The 14199-nt window shown below is 69.2% G+C and carries 14 protein-coding genes; 9 read left to right on the top strand and 5 right to left on the bottom strand.

All coding sequences use genetic code 11. The features are described from left to right. Positions 1-8: 8 nt before the first annotated feature. Positions 9-353, top strand: a complete 345-nt coding sequence (locus ACFWV3_RS26435) for an NTP pyrophosphohydrolase (protein ID WP_382414716.1) — start codon at positions 9-11, stop codon at positions 351-353. Here ACFWV3_RS26435 and ACFWV3_RS26430 read toward each other — a convergent pair. Then, a complete protein-coding gene (locus ACFWV3_RS26430) occupies positions 350-1123 on the bottom strand; it encodes an HAD family hydrolase (RefSeq protein WP_382414714.1) in 774 nt (257 codons plus the stop codon). The two genes, ACFWV3_RS26435 and ACFWV3_RS26430, sit on opposite strands and share 4 nt — an antisense overlap. A gap of 7 nt (positions 1124-1130) precedes the next feature. Next, positions 1131-1817 (bottom strand): TetR/AcrR family transcriptional regulator, encoded by a 687-nt coding sequence (locus ACFWV3_RS26425; RefSeq protein WP_382414712.1) that lies wholly within the window; start codon positions 1815-1817, stop codon positions 1131-1133. A gap of 88 nt (positions 1818-1905) precedes the next feature. On the opposite strand from ACFWV3_RS26425, the gene ACFWV3_RS26420 reads away from it, so the two are divergent. Continuing rightward, positions 1906-2823 carry an SDR family oxidoreductase gene (locus ACFWV3_RS26420; RefSeq protein ID WP_382414710.1) on the top strand — a complete coding sequence of 306 codons (918 nt, stop codon included), beginning with the start codon at positions 1906-1908 and terminating at the stop codon, positions 2821-2823. A gap of 26 nt (positions 2824-2849) precedes the next feature. After that, positions 2850-3518, top strand: coding sequence for a dienelactone hydrolase family protein (locus ACFWV3_RS26415; protein ID WP_382414708.1), 669 nt, complete (start codon positions 2850-2852; stop codon positions 3516-3518). Here ACFWV3_RS26415 and ACFWV3_RS26410 read toward each other — a convergent pair. Next, a complete protein-coding gene (locus ACFWV3_RS26410) occupies positions 3515-4531 on the bottom strand; it encodes an NAD(P)-binding domain-containing protein (protein ID WP_382414706.1) in 1017 nt (338 codons plus the stop codon). The two genes, ACFWV3_RS26415 and ACFWV3_RS26410, sit on opposite strands and share 4 nt — an antisense overlap. Positions 4532-4652: 121 nt before the next feature. On the opposite strand from ACFWV3_RS26410, the gene ACFWV3_RS26405 reads away from it, so the two are divergent. The 6 genes from ACFWV3_RS26405 (at position 4653) to ACFWV3_RS26380 (ending at position 11080) form a co-directional block, all read left to right on the top strand. Continuing rightward, positions 4653-5543 carry a pentapeptide repeat-containing protein gene (locus tag ACFWV3_RS26405; protein WP_382414704.1) on the top strand — a complete coding sequence of 297 codons (891 nt, stop codon included), beginning with the start codon at positions 4653-4655 and terminating at the stop codon, positions 5541-5543. Beyond that, a complete protein-coding gene (locus ACFWV3_RS26400) occupies positions 5533-5973 on the top strand; it encodes a hypothetical protein (protein WP_382414702.1) in 441 nt (146 codons plus the stop codon). The genes ACFWV3_RS26405 and ACFWV3_RS26400 overlap by 11 nt, the downstream gene beginning before the upstream one ends. A gap of 8 nt (positions 5974-5981) precedes the next feature. Then, complete coding sequence (locus ACFWV3_RS26395) at positions 5982-7841, top strand: NHL domain-containing thioredoxin family protein (RefSeq protein WP_382415056.1); 1860 nt, start codon at positions 5982-5984, stop codon at positions 7839-7841. Between the two features lie 36 nt (positions 7842-7877). Then, positions 7878-8171 (top strand): co-chaperone GroES, encoded by a 294-nt coding sequence (locus tag ACFWV3_RS26390; protein WP_089919073.1) that lies wholly within the window; start codon positions 7878-7880, stop codon positions 8169-8171. A gap of 284 nt (positions 8172-8455) precedes the next feature. Further along, on the top strand, positions 8456-10240 hold the full coding sequence (locus tag ACFWV3_RS26385) for a VanW family protein (protein ID WP_382415053.1): 1785 nt from the start codon (positions 8456-8458) through the stop codon (positions 10238-10240). 111 nt (positions 10241-10351) lie between these two features. After that, positions 10352-11080 (top strand): DUF1206 domain-containing protein, encoded by a 729-nt coding sequence (locus ACFWV3_RS26380; protein WP_382415051.1) that lies wholly within the window; start codon positions 10352-10354, stop codon positions 11078-11080. 96 nt (positions 11081-11176) lie between these two features. On the opposite strand, the gene ACFWV3_RS26375 is transcribed toward ACFWV3_RS26380, so the two are convergent. Both ACFWV3_RS26375 and ACFWV3_RS26370 read right to left on the bottom strand, forming a co-directional pair. After that, positions 11177-13012 (bottom strand): acyl-CoA dehydrogenase, encoded by a 1836-nt coding sequence (locus tag ACFWV3_RS26375; RefSeq protein WP_382414700.1) that lies wholly within the window; start codon positions 13010-13012, stop codon positions 11177-11179. 150 nt (positions 13013-13162) lie between these two features. Then, entirely contained in the window at positions 13163-14197 is a 1035-nt protein-coding gene (locus tag ACFWV3_RS26370; RefSeq protein ID WP_382414698.1) for an FAD-dependent oxidoreductase, read from the bottom strand. Positions 14198-14199: the final 2 nt, after the last annotated feature.

Raw genomic sequence — 14199 nt, 5'->3', positions numbered from 1 at the left:
TGGGAGGCGTGAAGCCGTTGCTCGTGGTCGATGCTGCCAACGTCGTGGGATCGGTGCCCGACGGGTGGTGGCGCGACAGGGCGGCAGCGGCCGAACGCCTCCGCGACGCGTTGCGCGGCCGTGACGAGGAGGTCGTGCTCGTCGTGGAAGGCAAGGCGCGCAACGTTTCCTCCATCGACGACGTCCGTGTCGTCTCCGCGCCCGGCGAGGGTGACGACGCGATCGTCGAAGTCGTGCGGGCCGAGGGCGCGGACCGGGCGGTGACCGTGGTGACCGCCGACCGCGCGTTGCGGCAGCGGGTGATGGCGCTGGGTGCCGAGGTGGCGGGACCCACCTCGGTGCCGCGCCGCTAAAGGCGGAAGAGCCGTTCGAGGACCTGCGCGACGCCGTCCTCGGTGTTGGGCGGCGCGTGGTTGCTGCAGGCCTGCTTCACGAGCGGGTGAGCGTTGCCCATCGCGTACGCCGTGCCGGCCCACCCGAGCACCGACAGGTCGTTCGGCATGTCGCCGAACGCGATGACCTCCTCCTTGGCGATTCCCCTTGCCTGGCACAGGGACTCGAGCGTCACGGCCTTCGAGATGCCCGGCGGGCTGATCTCCAGGAGCCCCATGCCGCCGGAGTGCGTGACCGTGACGTGCTGCCCGACGGCCTCGCTCGCGACCTCCATCATGTGGTCGGCCTCGGCGTCCGGCGCCCACGCGAGCATCTGCACGACTTGGTGCGCCTCGTCGAGGACGTGGTCGAGCAGCTCCAGCGTCCGGTGCGGGTTGCCCGGCCCGAAACCCCGGAAAGCGGGCTCGCACAACACCTCCACCCCGGTCTCGACGGCCATGCCGACGTTCGGGATCACCTCCGCCAACGCCTCGCAGACCTTGCGCACGACGTCGAGCGGCAGCGTCCGGGCGTGGGTGACCTCCTTCGCCGTGAGGTCGTAGATCATCGCGCCGTTGGAGCAGATCGCGGTGCCGGTCAGCGCCAGGTCCTGCACGAACCGCGGTGGCCGCGCCGTGACGACCACGACGTCCGCGCCGACGGCGTCGAGCGTGGCGCGGGTGCGGTCGCTGAGGACACCGCCCGGCTGCAGCAGGGTGCCGTCGAGGTCGGTCGCGATCAGCCTGATCATCGGCTGATTATCGGCCAGGAGTCCCGTGCGCGGGAACGTCTTCCGCTCGCGCCAGCAGACCGGACGCGGTCACCTCGACGGTGCGGCGCACGACGTCGGTGAAGTCGACGCGCGTGATCGCCAGCGCAGGATCGGCCGCGTAGGCGTCGAGGACCGCCTGCGGTGGCCGGCTGCTCGGCCAGGCGGCGATCATCATCAGCAGCAGGGTCTCCATCAGCACGCCCGCGCCCTCATCCCCGAGTTCGGGCAGCTGCTGCGCGGCGAACCGGATCGACGCCTCGAAGTGCGCCCTGGCGACGCGCTTGTGCCGCACGGCCGTCTCGGTGGAGATGTTGCGCTCCAGCACGGTGGTCTGCGTGCTGATGAGCTCGCACAGCACCGGCCTGGCCGTGAGCGAGGTGGCGACGAGGTCGGCCAGCCGGTCCACCCGCTCCCGGACGGAACCGGTCACCTCCTCGCCCTCGATCGCGTCGATCCACTCGGCGATCTCCGCCTCCAGCAGCTCCAGCAGCACCGCCTCGCGCGACTCGAAGTAGCGCAGCACGTTGGCCTTGGCCAGGCAGACCCGCCGGCTCAGCGCGGTGAGGGTCAGCTCGGCCACCGGCATCTCGGTGAGCATCGCGGCCGCGGCGCCGAGGATCTGCCGCCGCCGCTCGTTGCGCTGCTCGTCGGTGCGCGCCCGCTGGAAACCCATGTCGGGCATGTTACAGACCGGCGGTACTTTACTAAGATACCGACGGTCCGTTATGTTGGCCGCACACGACACGTGATGAGGGGTTGCGATGTACGAGGTCCCTGACCAGCGCGGCAAGCGCATCGTCGTCACCGGCGCGAACAGCGGCACCGGCAAGGAGGCGGCCAAGCGCCTGGCGGGTGCCGGTGCCGAGGTCGTCCTCGCGGTGCGCACCGAGGCCAAGGGCGAGCAGGCGAAGGCGGAGATCCTCGCCGCGCACCCCGGCGCGTCCGTCGAGGTGCGCAGGCTCGACCTGGCGGCCCAGTCCTCGGTGACCGTGTTCGCCGAGGAGCTGCTCGCCGAAGGCACGCCGCTGGACGCGCTGGTGAACAACGCGGGTGTGATGAACGTGCCCGCGCGCACCGAGACCGTCGACGGCTTCGAACTGCAGCTGGCCAGCAACTTCCTGGGCCCGTTCGCCCTGACCGTGCGCCTGCTGCCGTTGCTGCTGTCCGCACCGGCCCCCCGCGTGGTGACCATGAGCAGCGGCGCCGCTTTCCGGGGCCGGATCGACTTCGACGACCTCCAGAACCGCCGCCGGTACAGCCCGACGCTGACCTACTCCCGCACGAAGCTGGCCAACCTGCTGATGACGCGGCACCTGGCAGCTCTCGCCGCCGGCCAGGGCTGGCCGTTGCTGGCGAACGCCGCGCACCCCGGCTACACCCGCACCAACCTGATGAACGCGGGCCCGCACCTGAACGGCGGCACACCAGGCGTCTTCGAGTCGATCGGGTATCGCGTTCTGCCCTCGCAGGGAGTCGAACAGGGCACCGAACCGCTGCTGTACGCGGTGGCGGATCCCGACGCCGTCGCCGGCGGGTACTACGGGCCGCGGTGGGCGCTCGTCGGTCCCACCCGGCCGGTGTCGATGCCGCCGGCGGCGAAGGACGAGGCGGTGGCGGCCAGGCTGTGGGCGGAGGCCGAACGGCTGACGGGCACGTCCGTCGAGGTCGTCGGCGGGTGACACCGGTCCTCGGGCAGGATCGACCCATGACCCATCGCGTGAACGACATGCCGTTGCCGCTCTGGCTCCCCGAGTCCGGATCCGGCCCCGGCATCGTCCTCGTCCAGGAGATCTTCGGCCTGGACGGCTACCTGCAGGGCATCGCCGAGAAGCTCGCCGCCCTCGGCTACGTCGTGGCCGTCCCCGAGCTCTTCCACCGCTTCCAGCCCGGCTGGGTCGGCGAGCACGACCAGGCGGGCATCCAGCGGTCGATGGAGGTCGTGGGCAACCTCGACTTCCCGCTGGCCGTGCAGGACGTCGTCGCGTCGGTGCGGTACCTGCGCGGATTGCCCGAGGTCACCGGCGGGGTCGGCGTGCTCGGCTTCTGCCTCGGCGGCACCCTGGCCTACGCGGCGGCCGTCGCCTCTGACCCCGACACCGCCGTCGCGTTCTACGGCTCGGGCGTGCCGGACCAGATCGGCACGCTGGACCAGGTGTCCTGCCCGATCCTCTTCCACTTCGGCACCGAGGACGAGTACATCACCGAGTACGGCAAGGTCGTCGACGCGGTGGACGGGCGCGAGAACGCCGAGATCCACCTGGAGCCCGCCGGTCACGCGTTCCTCAACCACCTCGGGCCCTGGTACGACCAGGCCGCCGCGGACCGGGCGTGGGACATCACCACGTTGTTCCTCGGCCGCACCCTTCCCGCTTAGGCGATGCACGGCACCGCGAGCTGCTGCGAGAAGAACCTCTCCAGCGGCTTGCGGTGCAACCGGCGTTCGACGGCGATCAGCTCGTTGCGCCGGTAGTGCCGCACCTGCGTGCTCGTGACGACGAACCCGTTGCGTTCGGTCGTGGGCATCTCGTCGTACAGCAGAGCGTGCTGTCCTTGCGGCACAACGACGTCAGCCAGTCCGTCCGGGATCTCACCCGCCCGCGTCGCGATCGTGGCGGCCAGCGCGTCCGGCCTGTTGCGCAGCCGGCGGTGCGGCCACGGGACGCCGTGGTGTTCCGCCTCCATCGTCCTGTGCAACGCCCTGGCGGCGTGCCGGATCGCCTTGATCGAGTCGCCGCCGATCACGTGCGCCGCCGGGTGGTCGAGCTCGTCGTTCCTGCGGAAACCGGTGCAGGCGATGACCTTGTCGTAGCGCAGCTCGCCGGTGCCGTCGATCGACGCGACGAGCTCGTTGCCGTCGCTGACGATCCGCTGCACCGACCGCCCGACGGTGTGCGTCACCCGAGCGGTCGCGGAGATGTTGTCGGCCGTCTCGAACGCGCTGCGCCCGCGTCCGATGATCAGCACGCGCTTGCCCGCGTACTCGGTCGGGTCGGTGCCGGCGCTCGCGTACGTCGCGGCGTGCTCGATGCCGGGGATGTTCGGCAGGTGGGGCTTGAGGCCCGTCGCGATGATCACGTGCCGCGCGTCGTACCGGCCCAGGTCGGTGACCGGGGTGTTGTAGCGGATGTTCAACGGCCGCGCGAAGTCCTCCAGGTACCGCACCAGGTCGTCGGCGTCGGGGAAGGACCGCTTGCTGTAGCGGGAGAACGGCGGACCGTCGAACAGCGAGTTGTCGTCCGTGGAGAGCACGCGGTGCCGCGGGAACCTCCGGAAGAACCCGGCCGGTTCCGGTCCTTCCTCGAGAACCACGTACTCGCGCCCCGCCAGTTGGAGAAAACGCCCCATCTGCAGGCCGGCCGGACCCGCACCGATCACCAGGTACTCCACCACAACGCACCTCCCGGCGTCCTCTACGCCAAACATGGCGCAAAAGTTCAGGCGGGCGGTTACGTTCCATCATGTGGATTCGGGCCTGCTCTGGTCAATCAAAAGGCACATAGGACTTGTGGTGCTGATCGGCCTAACGGTCTTTGCGCTGGCCGCAGGACTCCTCTGGATCGCACTGGGTTTTCCTTCCGCCGCAACGTCCCGGCTCGACATCATCAAGGTCGCCCTGACCGTGGTGGCCGGAGTCGGCGGTGTCGTCGCACTGGTGGTGGCCTACCGCAAGCAGCGCATCAGCGAGTCCGCCGAGACCCGCGAACGCGTGAAACTGCTGACCGACCGCTTCGGCGCCGCCTGCAACCAGATCGGCAACGAGTCGCCGACCGTCCGGCTCGCCGGCATCTACGCCCTGGCCGCGCTCGCCGACGAGTGGCCGGAGCAACGCCAGGTGTGCATCGACGTGCTCTGCTCCTACCTGCGCATCCCGTACGAGCCGGACCTGGACTCCGAGTGGTTCCACGACGCCGAGTCCGAGGTCCGCCTGACGATCACCAGCCTGATCTCCCAGCACCTGCGCGACGGCGCGCGGGTCAGCTGGCGCGGTCACGACTTCGACCTGGTCCGCGCGGTGCTGCGGTCGGCGGACTTCGCGGGCATCCACATCACGTCGGGCACGTTCTTCCTGAGCCTGGCGCGGTTTCACCGCGGGTGGATCTCGTTCGACGGCATGGTGGTCGACGGCGGCGAGGTGTGGTTCGGCGGCGCGACGTTCACCGGTGCGCGCGTGACGTTCGACGACTCGGAGTTCCGCAAGGGCCGCGTGCAGTTCAAGGGAGCGGACTTCGCCTCCGGCGAGGTGTCGTTCCGCGGCGCCCGGTTCCTGGGCGCGGAGGTCGACCTGTCGGAGGCGCAGATCACCGCCATGCCGGTGTTCGACGACGGCGACAAACCCGGTCTCAAGCTGCCGCCGGGTAACGCGGTCGCGGCCACGCCGATAGTGGGGCGTGAGCGATGAGCCGACCTCGGCGCGTTGGTACGTCGCCGGAGTCCTGGGGTTCGCGGTAGCGCTCTGCCTCGTGCTGGTGGTCGCGATGAAGGGGTCCGACGCGAGCAACGCGCCCGCACCGACCTCGTCGACGGTCACGCAAACGCCGAGCACCACGGTGTCGGCGAACCCGCTCGACGGCATCCTCGTGGGCAACTGCCTGCGCAACAGCGGCACGGACACCAGTCCGGCGATGGTCGCGGGCAGCTGCGGCCACGGCTCTTTCGTGGTGCTCGCGCGGAATGCCGGGACCGTCGACACGGCTGTCTGCGCCGCCGTGGCGGGGCACACGCACAACTACACGGTCGAGAAGTACGAGCTGACCATGAAGGACGGCAACGAGATCCGCCGCACGTTGAGCGTGCGCGACTCGTACGTGTTCTGCCTGGAACGCCAGTAGTCCACATGATGGACGCCGGAACAGCACAACCGTCCACAGTGTTGGATACGACCGTGACGACTGCCAAGCGCCGTGCCCGCGTCCGTGCCCCTGAGCTGGTAGGACGCGGCTGGCTGAACACCGGCGGCAGCACGGTCGCCCTCAAGGAGCTGCGCGGCAAGATCGTGCTGCTCGACTTCTGGACCTTCTGCTGCATCAACTGCCTGCACGTCCTCGACGAGCTGCGTCCCCTCGAGAAGGAGTTCGAGGACGTCCTCGTCACGATCGGCGTGCACTCGCCGAAGTTCGTGCACGAGGCCGACCCGGACGCGCTGAAGGCCGCCGTCGAGCGCTACGAGGTGCACCACCCCGTTCTCGACGACCCGGAGCTCACGACCTGGCAGAACTACGCCGTCAAGGCGTGGCCGACGCTCGTGCTGGTCGACCCCGAGGGCTACGTCGTGCACGTTGCCGCTGGTGAGGGCCATGTCGAGGCGCTCAGGACGATCATCGGGGAGCTGGTCGCCGAGCACGACGAGAAAGGCACGCTGCACCGCGGCTCCGGGCCGTACCGGGCACCGGAACCGGCGAGCACCACGCTGCGCTTCCCCGCCAAGGCGATCGTCACCCCGAGCGGCACGATCCTGGTCAGCGACTCGGCGCACCACAGCATCGTCGAGCTCGAGGCGGACGGCGAGACCGTCGTCCGGCGCATCGGCACCGGCGAGCGCGGCAGGCAGGACGGCCTGAACCCGTCCTTCTCCGAGCCTGCGGGCCTCACGCTCGTCCCCGGCACCAACAACGTCGTCGTCGCCGACACGGTCAACCACCTCCTGCGCGGCCTCGACCTGGACACGGGCGAGGTCACGACGCTGGCCGGCACCGGTGAGCAGTGGCGCGACGGCGAGACCGACGGGCCGGCCGACAAGATCGACCTCACCAGCCCGTGGGACGTCGCCTGGTGGAACGGCGGCGTCGCCATCGCCATGGCCGGCAACCACACGCTGGGCTTCTACGACCCCGCGGACAACACCGTCCGCCGCCTCGCCGGCACAACCGTCGAGGGCATCAACGACGGACCGGCCGCGGAGGCGTTCTTCGCCCAGACGTCCGGACTCGCTGCCGACGGCGACCGGCTCTGGATGGTCGACTCCGAGACCAGCGCGTTGCGGTTCCTGGAGAACGGCGAGGTCACCACGGTCATCGGCAAGGGCCTGTTCGCGTTCGGGCACAAGGACGGCGACGCGGAGAGCGCGCTTCTGCAGCACCCGTTGGGCGTCACTGTCCTCGACGACCACTCCGTCGTCATCAGCGACACCTACAACAACGCCGTCCGCCGCTACGACCCCGAGACGAACACGTTGAGCACCATCGCCACGGACGTCGCCGAGCCGTCCGACGCGCTGGTCGTCGACAACGAGCTCGTCGTGGTCGCGTCCGCCGCCCACCGGCTCGAACGCTTCTCCGCCGCCGCCACCAAGATCGACGGTGAGGCCCACCAGGTGAAGCGGCCGTCCACCGACATCGCGCCGGGGCAGGTCGAGCTCGCCGTCGTGTTCACGCCGCCGACCGGGACGAAACTGGACGAAAGGTACGGCCCCTCAACGCGTTTGGAGATCACCAGCTCCCCGCCGGAGCTGATCCTGGAGGGCGCGGGCGTCACCACCGAACTGGTACGGGCGTTGCGGATCAACGATTCCGTCACGAACGGGGTTCTGCACGTCGTAGCGCAGGCCGCCAGTTGCAGTGACGATCCTGCCGACGAACACCCGGTCTGCCGCCTGACCAGGCAGGACTGGGGAGTCCCCGTTCGAGTGGTTGCCGATGCACCTACCCGCCTGCCGTTGCTCATGGGCGGCATGGACGAAGGTCATCAGCAGGGCACGTAGACTCTGCTGGTGCCTGATGTCAAGCTCGAGATCCAGATGCTGTACGACCGCGTCATGGTGCGCATCTCGCCGGAGGACGGCGAGCGGCGGTCCAGCGGTGGCATCGTGATCCCCGCTACGGCCCAGATGGCGAAGCGGTTGGCGTGGGGCGATGTGTTCGGAGTCGGTACCAGCGTGCGCCACGTGAAGGTCGGCGACCGGGTGATGTTCAACCCGGAGGACCAGCTCGAGGTCGAGGTGCAGGGCACCACCTACCTCGTGATGAGGGAGCGCGATCTGCACGCGGTTGCGACGGAGCTCACCGAGCACGGTACTGGGCTGTACCTATGAGCCGCCGGTTCGTGATCTGCGCCTGATAGCTACACCACATACGCCGCCTCAGGAGAGACAGGGCAACGGGGAGAGCTGTGCCGTACGACGCTGACAAGACGAGAGCGATGCCGCCGGTCGGTCCTGGTGGCACGGCCTCCGAGCAGACTGCCAAGATCAACCCGGTCCAGGTGGACGCCTCGACTGCGGCGTGGCCGTCCGAGGAACCGGACACCAACGAGCCGACCGTCTCCGCGGCCGTGCCCGGTGTCGGCTTCCCGGCCGGCGAGGACGCCACCGAGTACATGCGGCCGGTGACGCCGCCCGCGCCCCGGCCGGAGGACTCCGGCGTCTACGGACCCGTGATGATCGAGCCGGGCGAGGACGAGGCGGGGCCGAAGAACTCGAGGAAGAAGGCGCTGATCGTGGCCGCGGCCGTGGTCGGCGCGTTCGGCCTGCTCTGGGGCCTCGACATCCTCGTCTCGAGCGGCAACGTCCCGCGCGGCGTGACCGTGGCGGGCGTCGACGTCGGCGGCATGAGCCACGAAGACGCCGAGAAGAAGCTCCGCGACGAGATCGGCCCGCGCCTGAGCAAGCCGGTCGCGCTCAAGGCCGGCGACGTCACGGCCGAGCTCGACCCGCAGGCGGCGGGTCTGGAGCTCGACTGGGACAGCACGATCAACCGCGCCGGCAGCCAGCCGCTCAGCCCGATCACGCGCGTCACGTCGTTCTTCACGAGCCACGAGGTCGGCGTCGCGACGAAGGCCGACGACGCGAAGGTCTCCGGCGCGCTCGAGGCCCTGCGCCCGAAGCTCGACCACGAGCCGATCGAGGGCAGCATCAAGTTCGAGGGCGCGAAGCCCGTCGCCGTTGACCCGCACGACGGCCAGAAGCTCAAGGCCGAGGAGGCCGCGGGCGCGGTCATCTCGAACTGGGCCTCCGGCAGCCCCGTCGACGTTCCGATGGACTTCACCCCGGTCAAGACCACCAAGGAGGGCGTCGAGAAGGCGCTCAACGACGTCGTCAAGACGGCGGTGTCCGGCCCGGTCAAGATCAAGGGCGAGGGCAAGGACGCGGACCTCAACCCCGAGCAGATCGGCGCCACGCTGGCGTTCGCGCCTGGTGACGGTGGCGCGCTGAACGTCGCGGTCAACAAGGACAAGCTCGTCGAGGTGGCCGCTCCGCAGCTCAAGGACACGGTCAAGCAGGGCAAGGACGCCGAGATCGTCTTCGAGGGCGGCAAGCCGACCGTCAAGGAGTCGGTGGACGGCCTCGACCTCGACTGGGACAAGAACCTCCAGCCGTACCTGGACACGCTGAAGAAGTCCGACGCGCGCGAGGTCAAGTTCGAGTACAAGCACACGCCTGCCAAGGTCACGACCGAGCAGGCGAACAAGATGGGCATCAAGGAGGTCATCGGCGAGTTCCAGACCGGTGGCTTCGCCGCTGCCTCCGGCGTCAACATCCGGGTCGTGGCCGAGAAGGTCAACGGCGCGATCGTGAAGCCCAAGGAGACCTTCAGCCTCAACAAGTACACCGGCCCCCGCGGCACCCCGCAGGGCTACGTCGAGGCGGGCATCATCGAGAACGGCATCCCCGGCATGGCGGTCGGTGGCGGCATCTCGCAGTTCGCGACCACGCTCTACAACGCCTCGTACTACGCGGGCATGAAGGACGCGGGCCACAAGGAGCACAGCTACTGGATCACGCGGTACCCGAAGGGCCGCGAGGCCACCGTGTTCATGGACGGCGCGGGCAACAGCCTGATCGACATCGCGTTCACGAACCCGGACGACACGGGCGTCGCGATCCAGACGATCTGGACCGGCTCGACGATCACCATCCGGCTCTGGGGCACCAAGAACTACGACGTCACCGGCTCGACCAGCGGTGAGTTCAACCCCACGCAGCCGCAGGAGAAGAAGGTCAGCAAGGCCGGCTGCGCGCCGAGCAACGGCGCCCCCGGCTTCTCGGTGACGGACACCCGGACGATCAAGGACCGCCGCAGCGGTCAGTCCCGCAGCGAGTCGCGGACGGTCAGGTACGACCCGCAGTTCAAGATCATCTGCGAGCCGCCGCCCGGCGGCTGAGCCGAAACTCGGGATTCACAGTGGCCATGAGCGGGTAGTCACCCGTTCGTGGCCACTGTTGCGCATCAGGCGCGAAGACACCCCGTCGTCCAGACGCTGGGGCGGGTGGGGATGGTTGTGTACGGGGCGGTCCACGTTCTCATCGCGTGGCTGGCGCTCCAGGTCGCGTTCGGTGGAGACGCCAAGCGGACGGATTCGAAGGGCGCGCTGACCGAGCTCGCGGACGGCGGCGCCTGGCTCCTGTGGACCGTGGCGATCGGCCTGGTCTTCTTCGCGATCTGGCAGCTGATCCTGGCCTTCGTGGGCTACACCTACATCGGCAAGCAGCGCAAACGCATCTCGAAGCGCATCGGTTCCGCCGCGCGCGCCATCACCGCCGGCGGTATCGCGTTCGGTGCCTTCAAGTACGCCACCAGCGGCAGCAGCGGCAGTCAGACGGACCAGAACCAGGAGCTGACCGCGCAGGTGCTCGGCTGGCCCGGCGGCCAGTGGATCGTCGGTGCCGTCGCGATCGGCGTGATCGCCATCGCGGGCGTGATCGCCTACAAGGGCTTCAAGAAGTCCTTCGAGAAGGACCTCGACATGAGCCGTGTGCCGTCGTGGGTCGAGCCCGTCGGCCGGATCGGCTGGATCGGCAAGGGCGTCGCGTACGGCGTGATCGGCGTCCTCGTCGGACTGGCCGCGATCAACGCCGACCCGGAGCAGGCCGGCGGCATGGACAAGGCGCTGCACACGCTGGTGGCCCAGCCCTACGGCATGTTCCTGCTCAGCGCGGTCGCGATCGGCATCGCGGCGTTCGGCGTCTACTGCTTCGTGGCCGCGCGGGCTCTGAAGGAGTGAACCTCAGAGCGTGACCCCGTCGTGCTGCTTCTCCGGCGACGAAGACGGCCCCCACACCTCGGGCAGGAGGTGCGGGGGCCGTCTTCGTCGAGGCGCTTAGAAAACGCTCTCGTCGATGTCCATCAGCGAGTCGTCCGTGGACTCCGCGATCTTGCGGCGGGCGGTGAGCTCCGGCAGCACGTTCTTCGCGAAGAACGACGCCACGGCGACCTTGCCCTCGTAGAACGCCTTGTCCTTGGCCGACACCGTGCCGCCGAGCTTCTGCAGCGCGACCTCGGCCTGACGCAGCAGCAGCCAGCCGACGAGCACGTCACCCGCGGTCATCAGCAGGCGAACCGAGTTCTGGCCCACCTTGTAGAGGTTGCGGACGTCCTCCTGCGAGGTGGTCAGGAAGCCGACCAGCGAGCCGAGCATGCCCTGCAGGTCCTCGAGACCCTGCTTGAGCAGCGCGCGCTCCTCCTTCAGCCGGCCGTTGCCGCCCTCGTTGTCGAGGAACGACTGGATCTCGCCGTTGATGAAGCCGAGCGCCTGGCCCTTGTCGCGGATGATCTTGCGGAAGAAGAAGTCCAGCGACTGGATGGCCGTCGTGCCCTCGTACAGGGAGTCGATCTTCGAGTCGCGGATGTACTGCTCGATCGGGTACTCCTGCAGGAAGCCCGAGCCGCCCAGCGTCTGCAGCGACTGCGCCAGCTGCTCGTACGCGCGCTCCGAGCCGACGCCCTTGACGATCGGCAGCAGCAGGTCGTTGACCTTGGCCGCGAGCTTGGCGTCGTCGCCGCCGAGCATCACCTTGTCCTGGAACGTCGCGGTGTACAGGTACACGGCGCGCAGGCCCTCGGCGTACGCCTTCTGCAGCATCAGGCTGCGGCGGACGTCCGGGTGGTTGGTGATGGTGACGCGCGGGGCGGTCTTGTCCGTCATGCGCGTGAGGTCGGCGGACTGGACGCGCTCCTTGGCGTAGGACAGCGCGTTCAGGTAGCCGGTCGACAGCGTCGCGATGGCCTTGGTGCCGACCATCATGCGGGCGTACTCGATGACGTCGAACATCTGCGCGATGCCGTCGTGCACCTCGCCCAGCAGCCAGCCCTTGGCGGGCGTGCCGTGCTGGCCGAACGTCAGCTCGCACGTGGTGGACGCCTTGATGCCCATCTTGTGCTCGACGTTGGTGACGAAGGCGCCGTTGCGCTCGCCCAGCTCACCGGTCTGCGGGTCGAAGTGGAACTTCGGCACGAGGAACAGCGACAGGCCCTTGGTGCCCGGCCTAACCTCGACGCCTTCGCCCTCGGGACGCGCGAGCACCATGTGCATGATGTTCTCGGTGATGTCCTGGTCGGCCGAGGTGATGAAGCGCTTCACGCCCTCGATGTGCCAGGAGCCGTCGTCCTGCTTGATGGCCTTGGTGCGGCCGGCACCGACGTCCGAACCCGCGTCCGGCTCGGTCAGCACCATCGTGGCGCCCCAGCCGCGGTCGATCATCAGCTGCGCCCAGTGCTGGTCGCGCTCGGTGCCGTTGTTGTAGACGACCGTCGCGAAGCTCGGGCCCGCGAGGTACATGTAGATCGGGGGGTTCGCGCCGAGGATCAGCTCGGACGCGGCCCACGCGACCGAGGGCGGCGTGCCGAAGCCGCCGAGCTCCTCCGGCAGGAACATGCGATACCACTCGCCGTCCCACACGGCCTTGTACGACTTCTTCAGCGACTCCGGCAGGGTCGCCGAGAACGTCGCCGGGTCGTACTTCGGCGGGTTGCGGTCGGCGTCGGCGAACGAGTCCGCGAGGGGACCCTCCGCCAGCGTCTTCATCTCGGCCAGAACGCCGCGCGCGGTGTCCTCGTCGGACTGCTCGAACGGCCCCTTGCCGAGGTGGTCCTGCACGTTGAAGACCTCGAACAGGTTGAACTCGAGATCCCGGACGTTGCTCTTGTAGTGGCCCATCTCGTCAGCTCACTCCTCAGGGTCGGGGCGGATCGCCTACTGACCGGTAACAACAGGGTATTACTCGACAGTAACCCCGGCAAGGCCGTCCACCCACTGGTGGCGAACCAGACAGTCCTCCGAGTGACCTGAATCGGGCATGAGCGCCGGTCAGACCCGTACCGGGCGCTCGGGCACCATTTCGAGCAACGCGGGGTTCGTGCGCGCGGCCAGGTCGGCTGCGCGGGGCAGCATGACCGATTCGTACGCCCGGACACCGTCTCGGACGCCGTGTTCGACGATCGCGAGCGCCAGATCCGCCGCGTCCTGCATCGCCAGGTTCGCCCCGACGCCCAGCGGCGGCTGGAGGTGTGCGGCATCGCCGAGCAGCGTCACGCCGGGCGTGTGCTCCCACGTGTGCGGCACGGGCAGCGAGTACAGCGGCCGGTGGGTCGGCTCGCCGAGGAGGAACGCCGTCAGGTCGGGGTGCCAGTCCGCGAAGAGGTCGAGCAGGTCGGTGGTGGAAGGCCTCCACTCCTCGCTCGCGCGCAGGCACGCGTACGCGCGTATGTGGTCGGCGCTGTTGCGCTGGGCGCACAGCATCAGTCCCTCGTGCTCGGCCATCATCGTGCCCTGGCCGGTGATGTCGAGCAGGCGCTCGGCGCCGTCGTGCCGGGTCTCGACGAACATCACGCCGGTGTACAGCGGCACGGCGTCCGACACCGCGGGGCGCACCCGCGACCACGCGCCGTCCGCGCCGATGACCAGGTCGAACTCCTTCTTCGAGCCGTCGAGGAAGGTGACCTCGCCCGGCGCGGCGGAGGCGACGCCGAGTCCCCACGCGACCGTGCCCGGCCGCAGCGAGCCGAGCAGGAGGCCGCGGAGCTGGCCGCGGTCGATCTCGGGGCGGAAGTCGCCCTCCGCCGGTTCGTGCTCGACCAGCTCCGCCGTGGCGTGGTCGACCCTGCGCTGCTCCTGGCCCTCGACGCGGGCGAGCGCGCGCCACTCGTCGTGGAGACCGGCGGCGCGGACGGCCTCCTGGCCGCTGCCGGCGTGCAGGTCGATGGTGCCGCCCTGCTGGCGGGCGTCCGGCGAGCTCTCGCGCTCGAAGACGGTGACGTTCTCGAACCCGTGCAGCTGGAGGACGCGGGCGCAGGTGAGGCCACCGATTCCGGCCCCTGCGATGGCGATGTGCGGTGTGGTCATGG

Source organism: Lentzea sp. NPDC059081 (assembly GCF_042738015.1).
Classification (GTDB): domain Bacteria; phylum Actinomycetota; class Actinomycetes; order Mycobacteriales; family Pseudonocardiaceae; genus Lentzea.
This window is presented reverse-complemented; position numbering and strand designations above follow the sequence as displayed.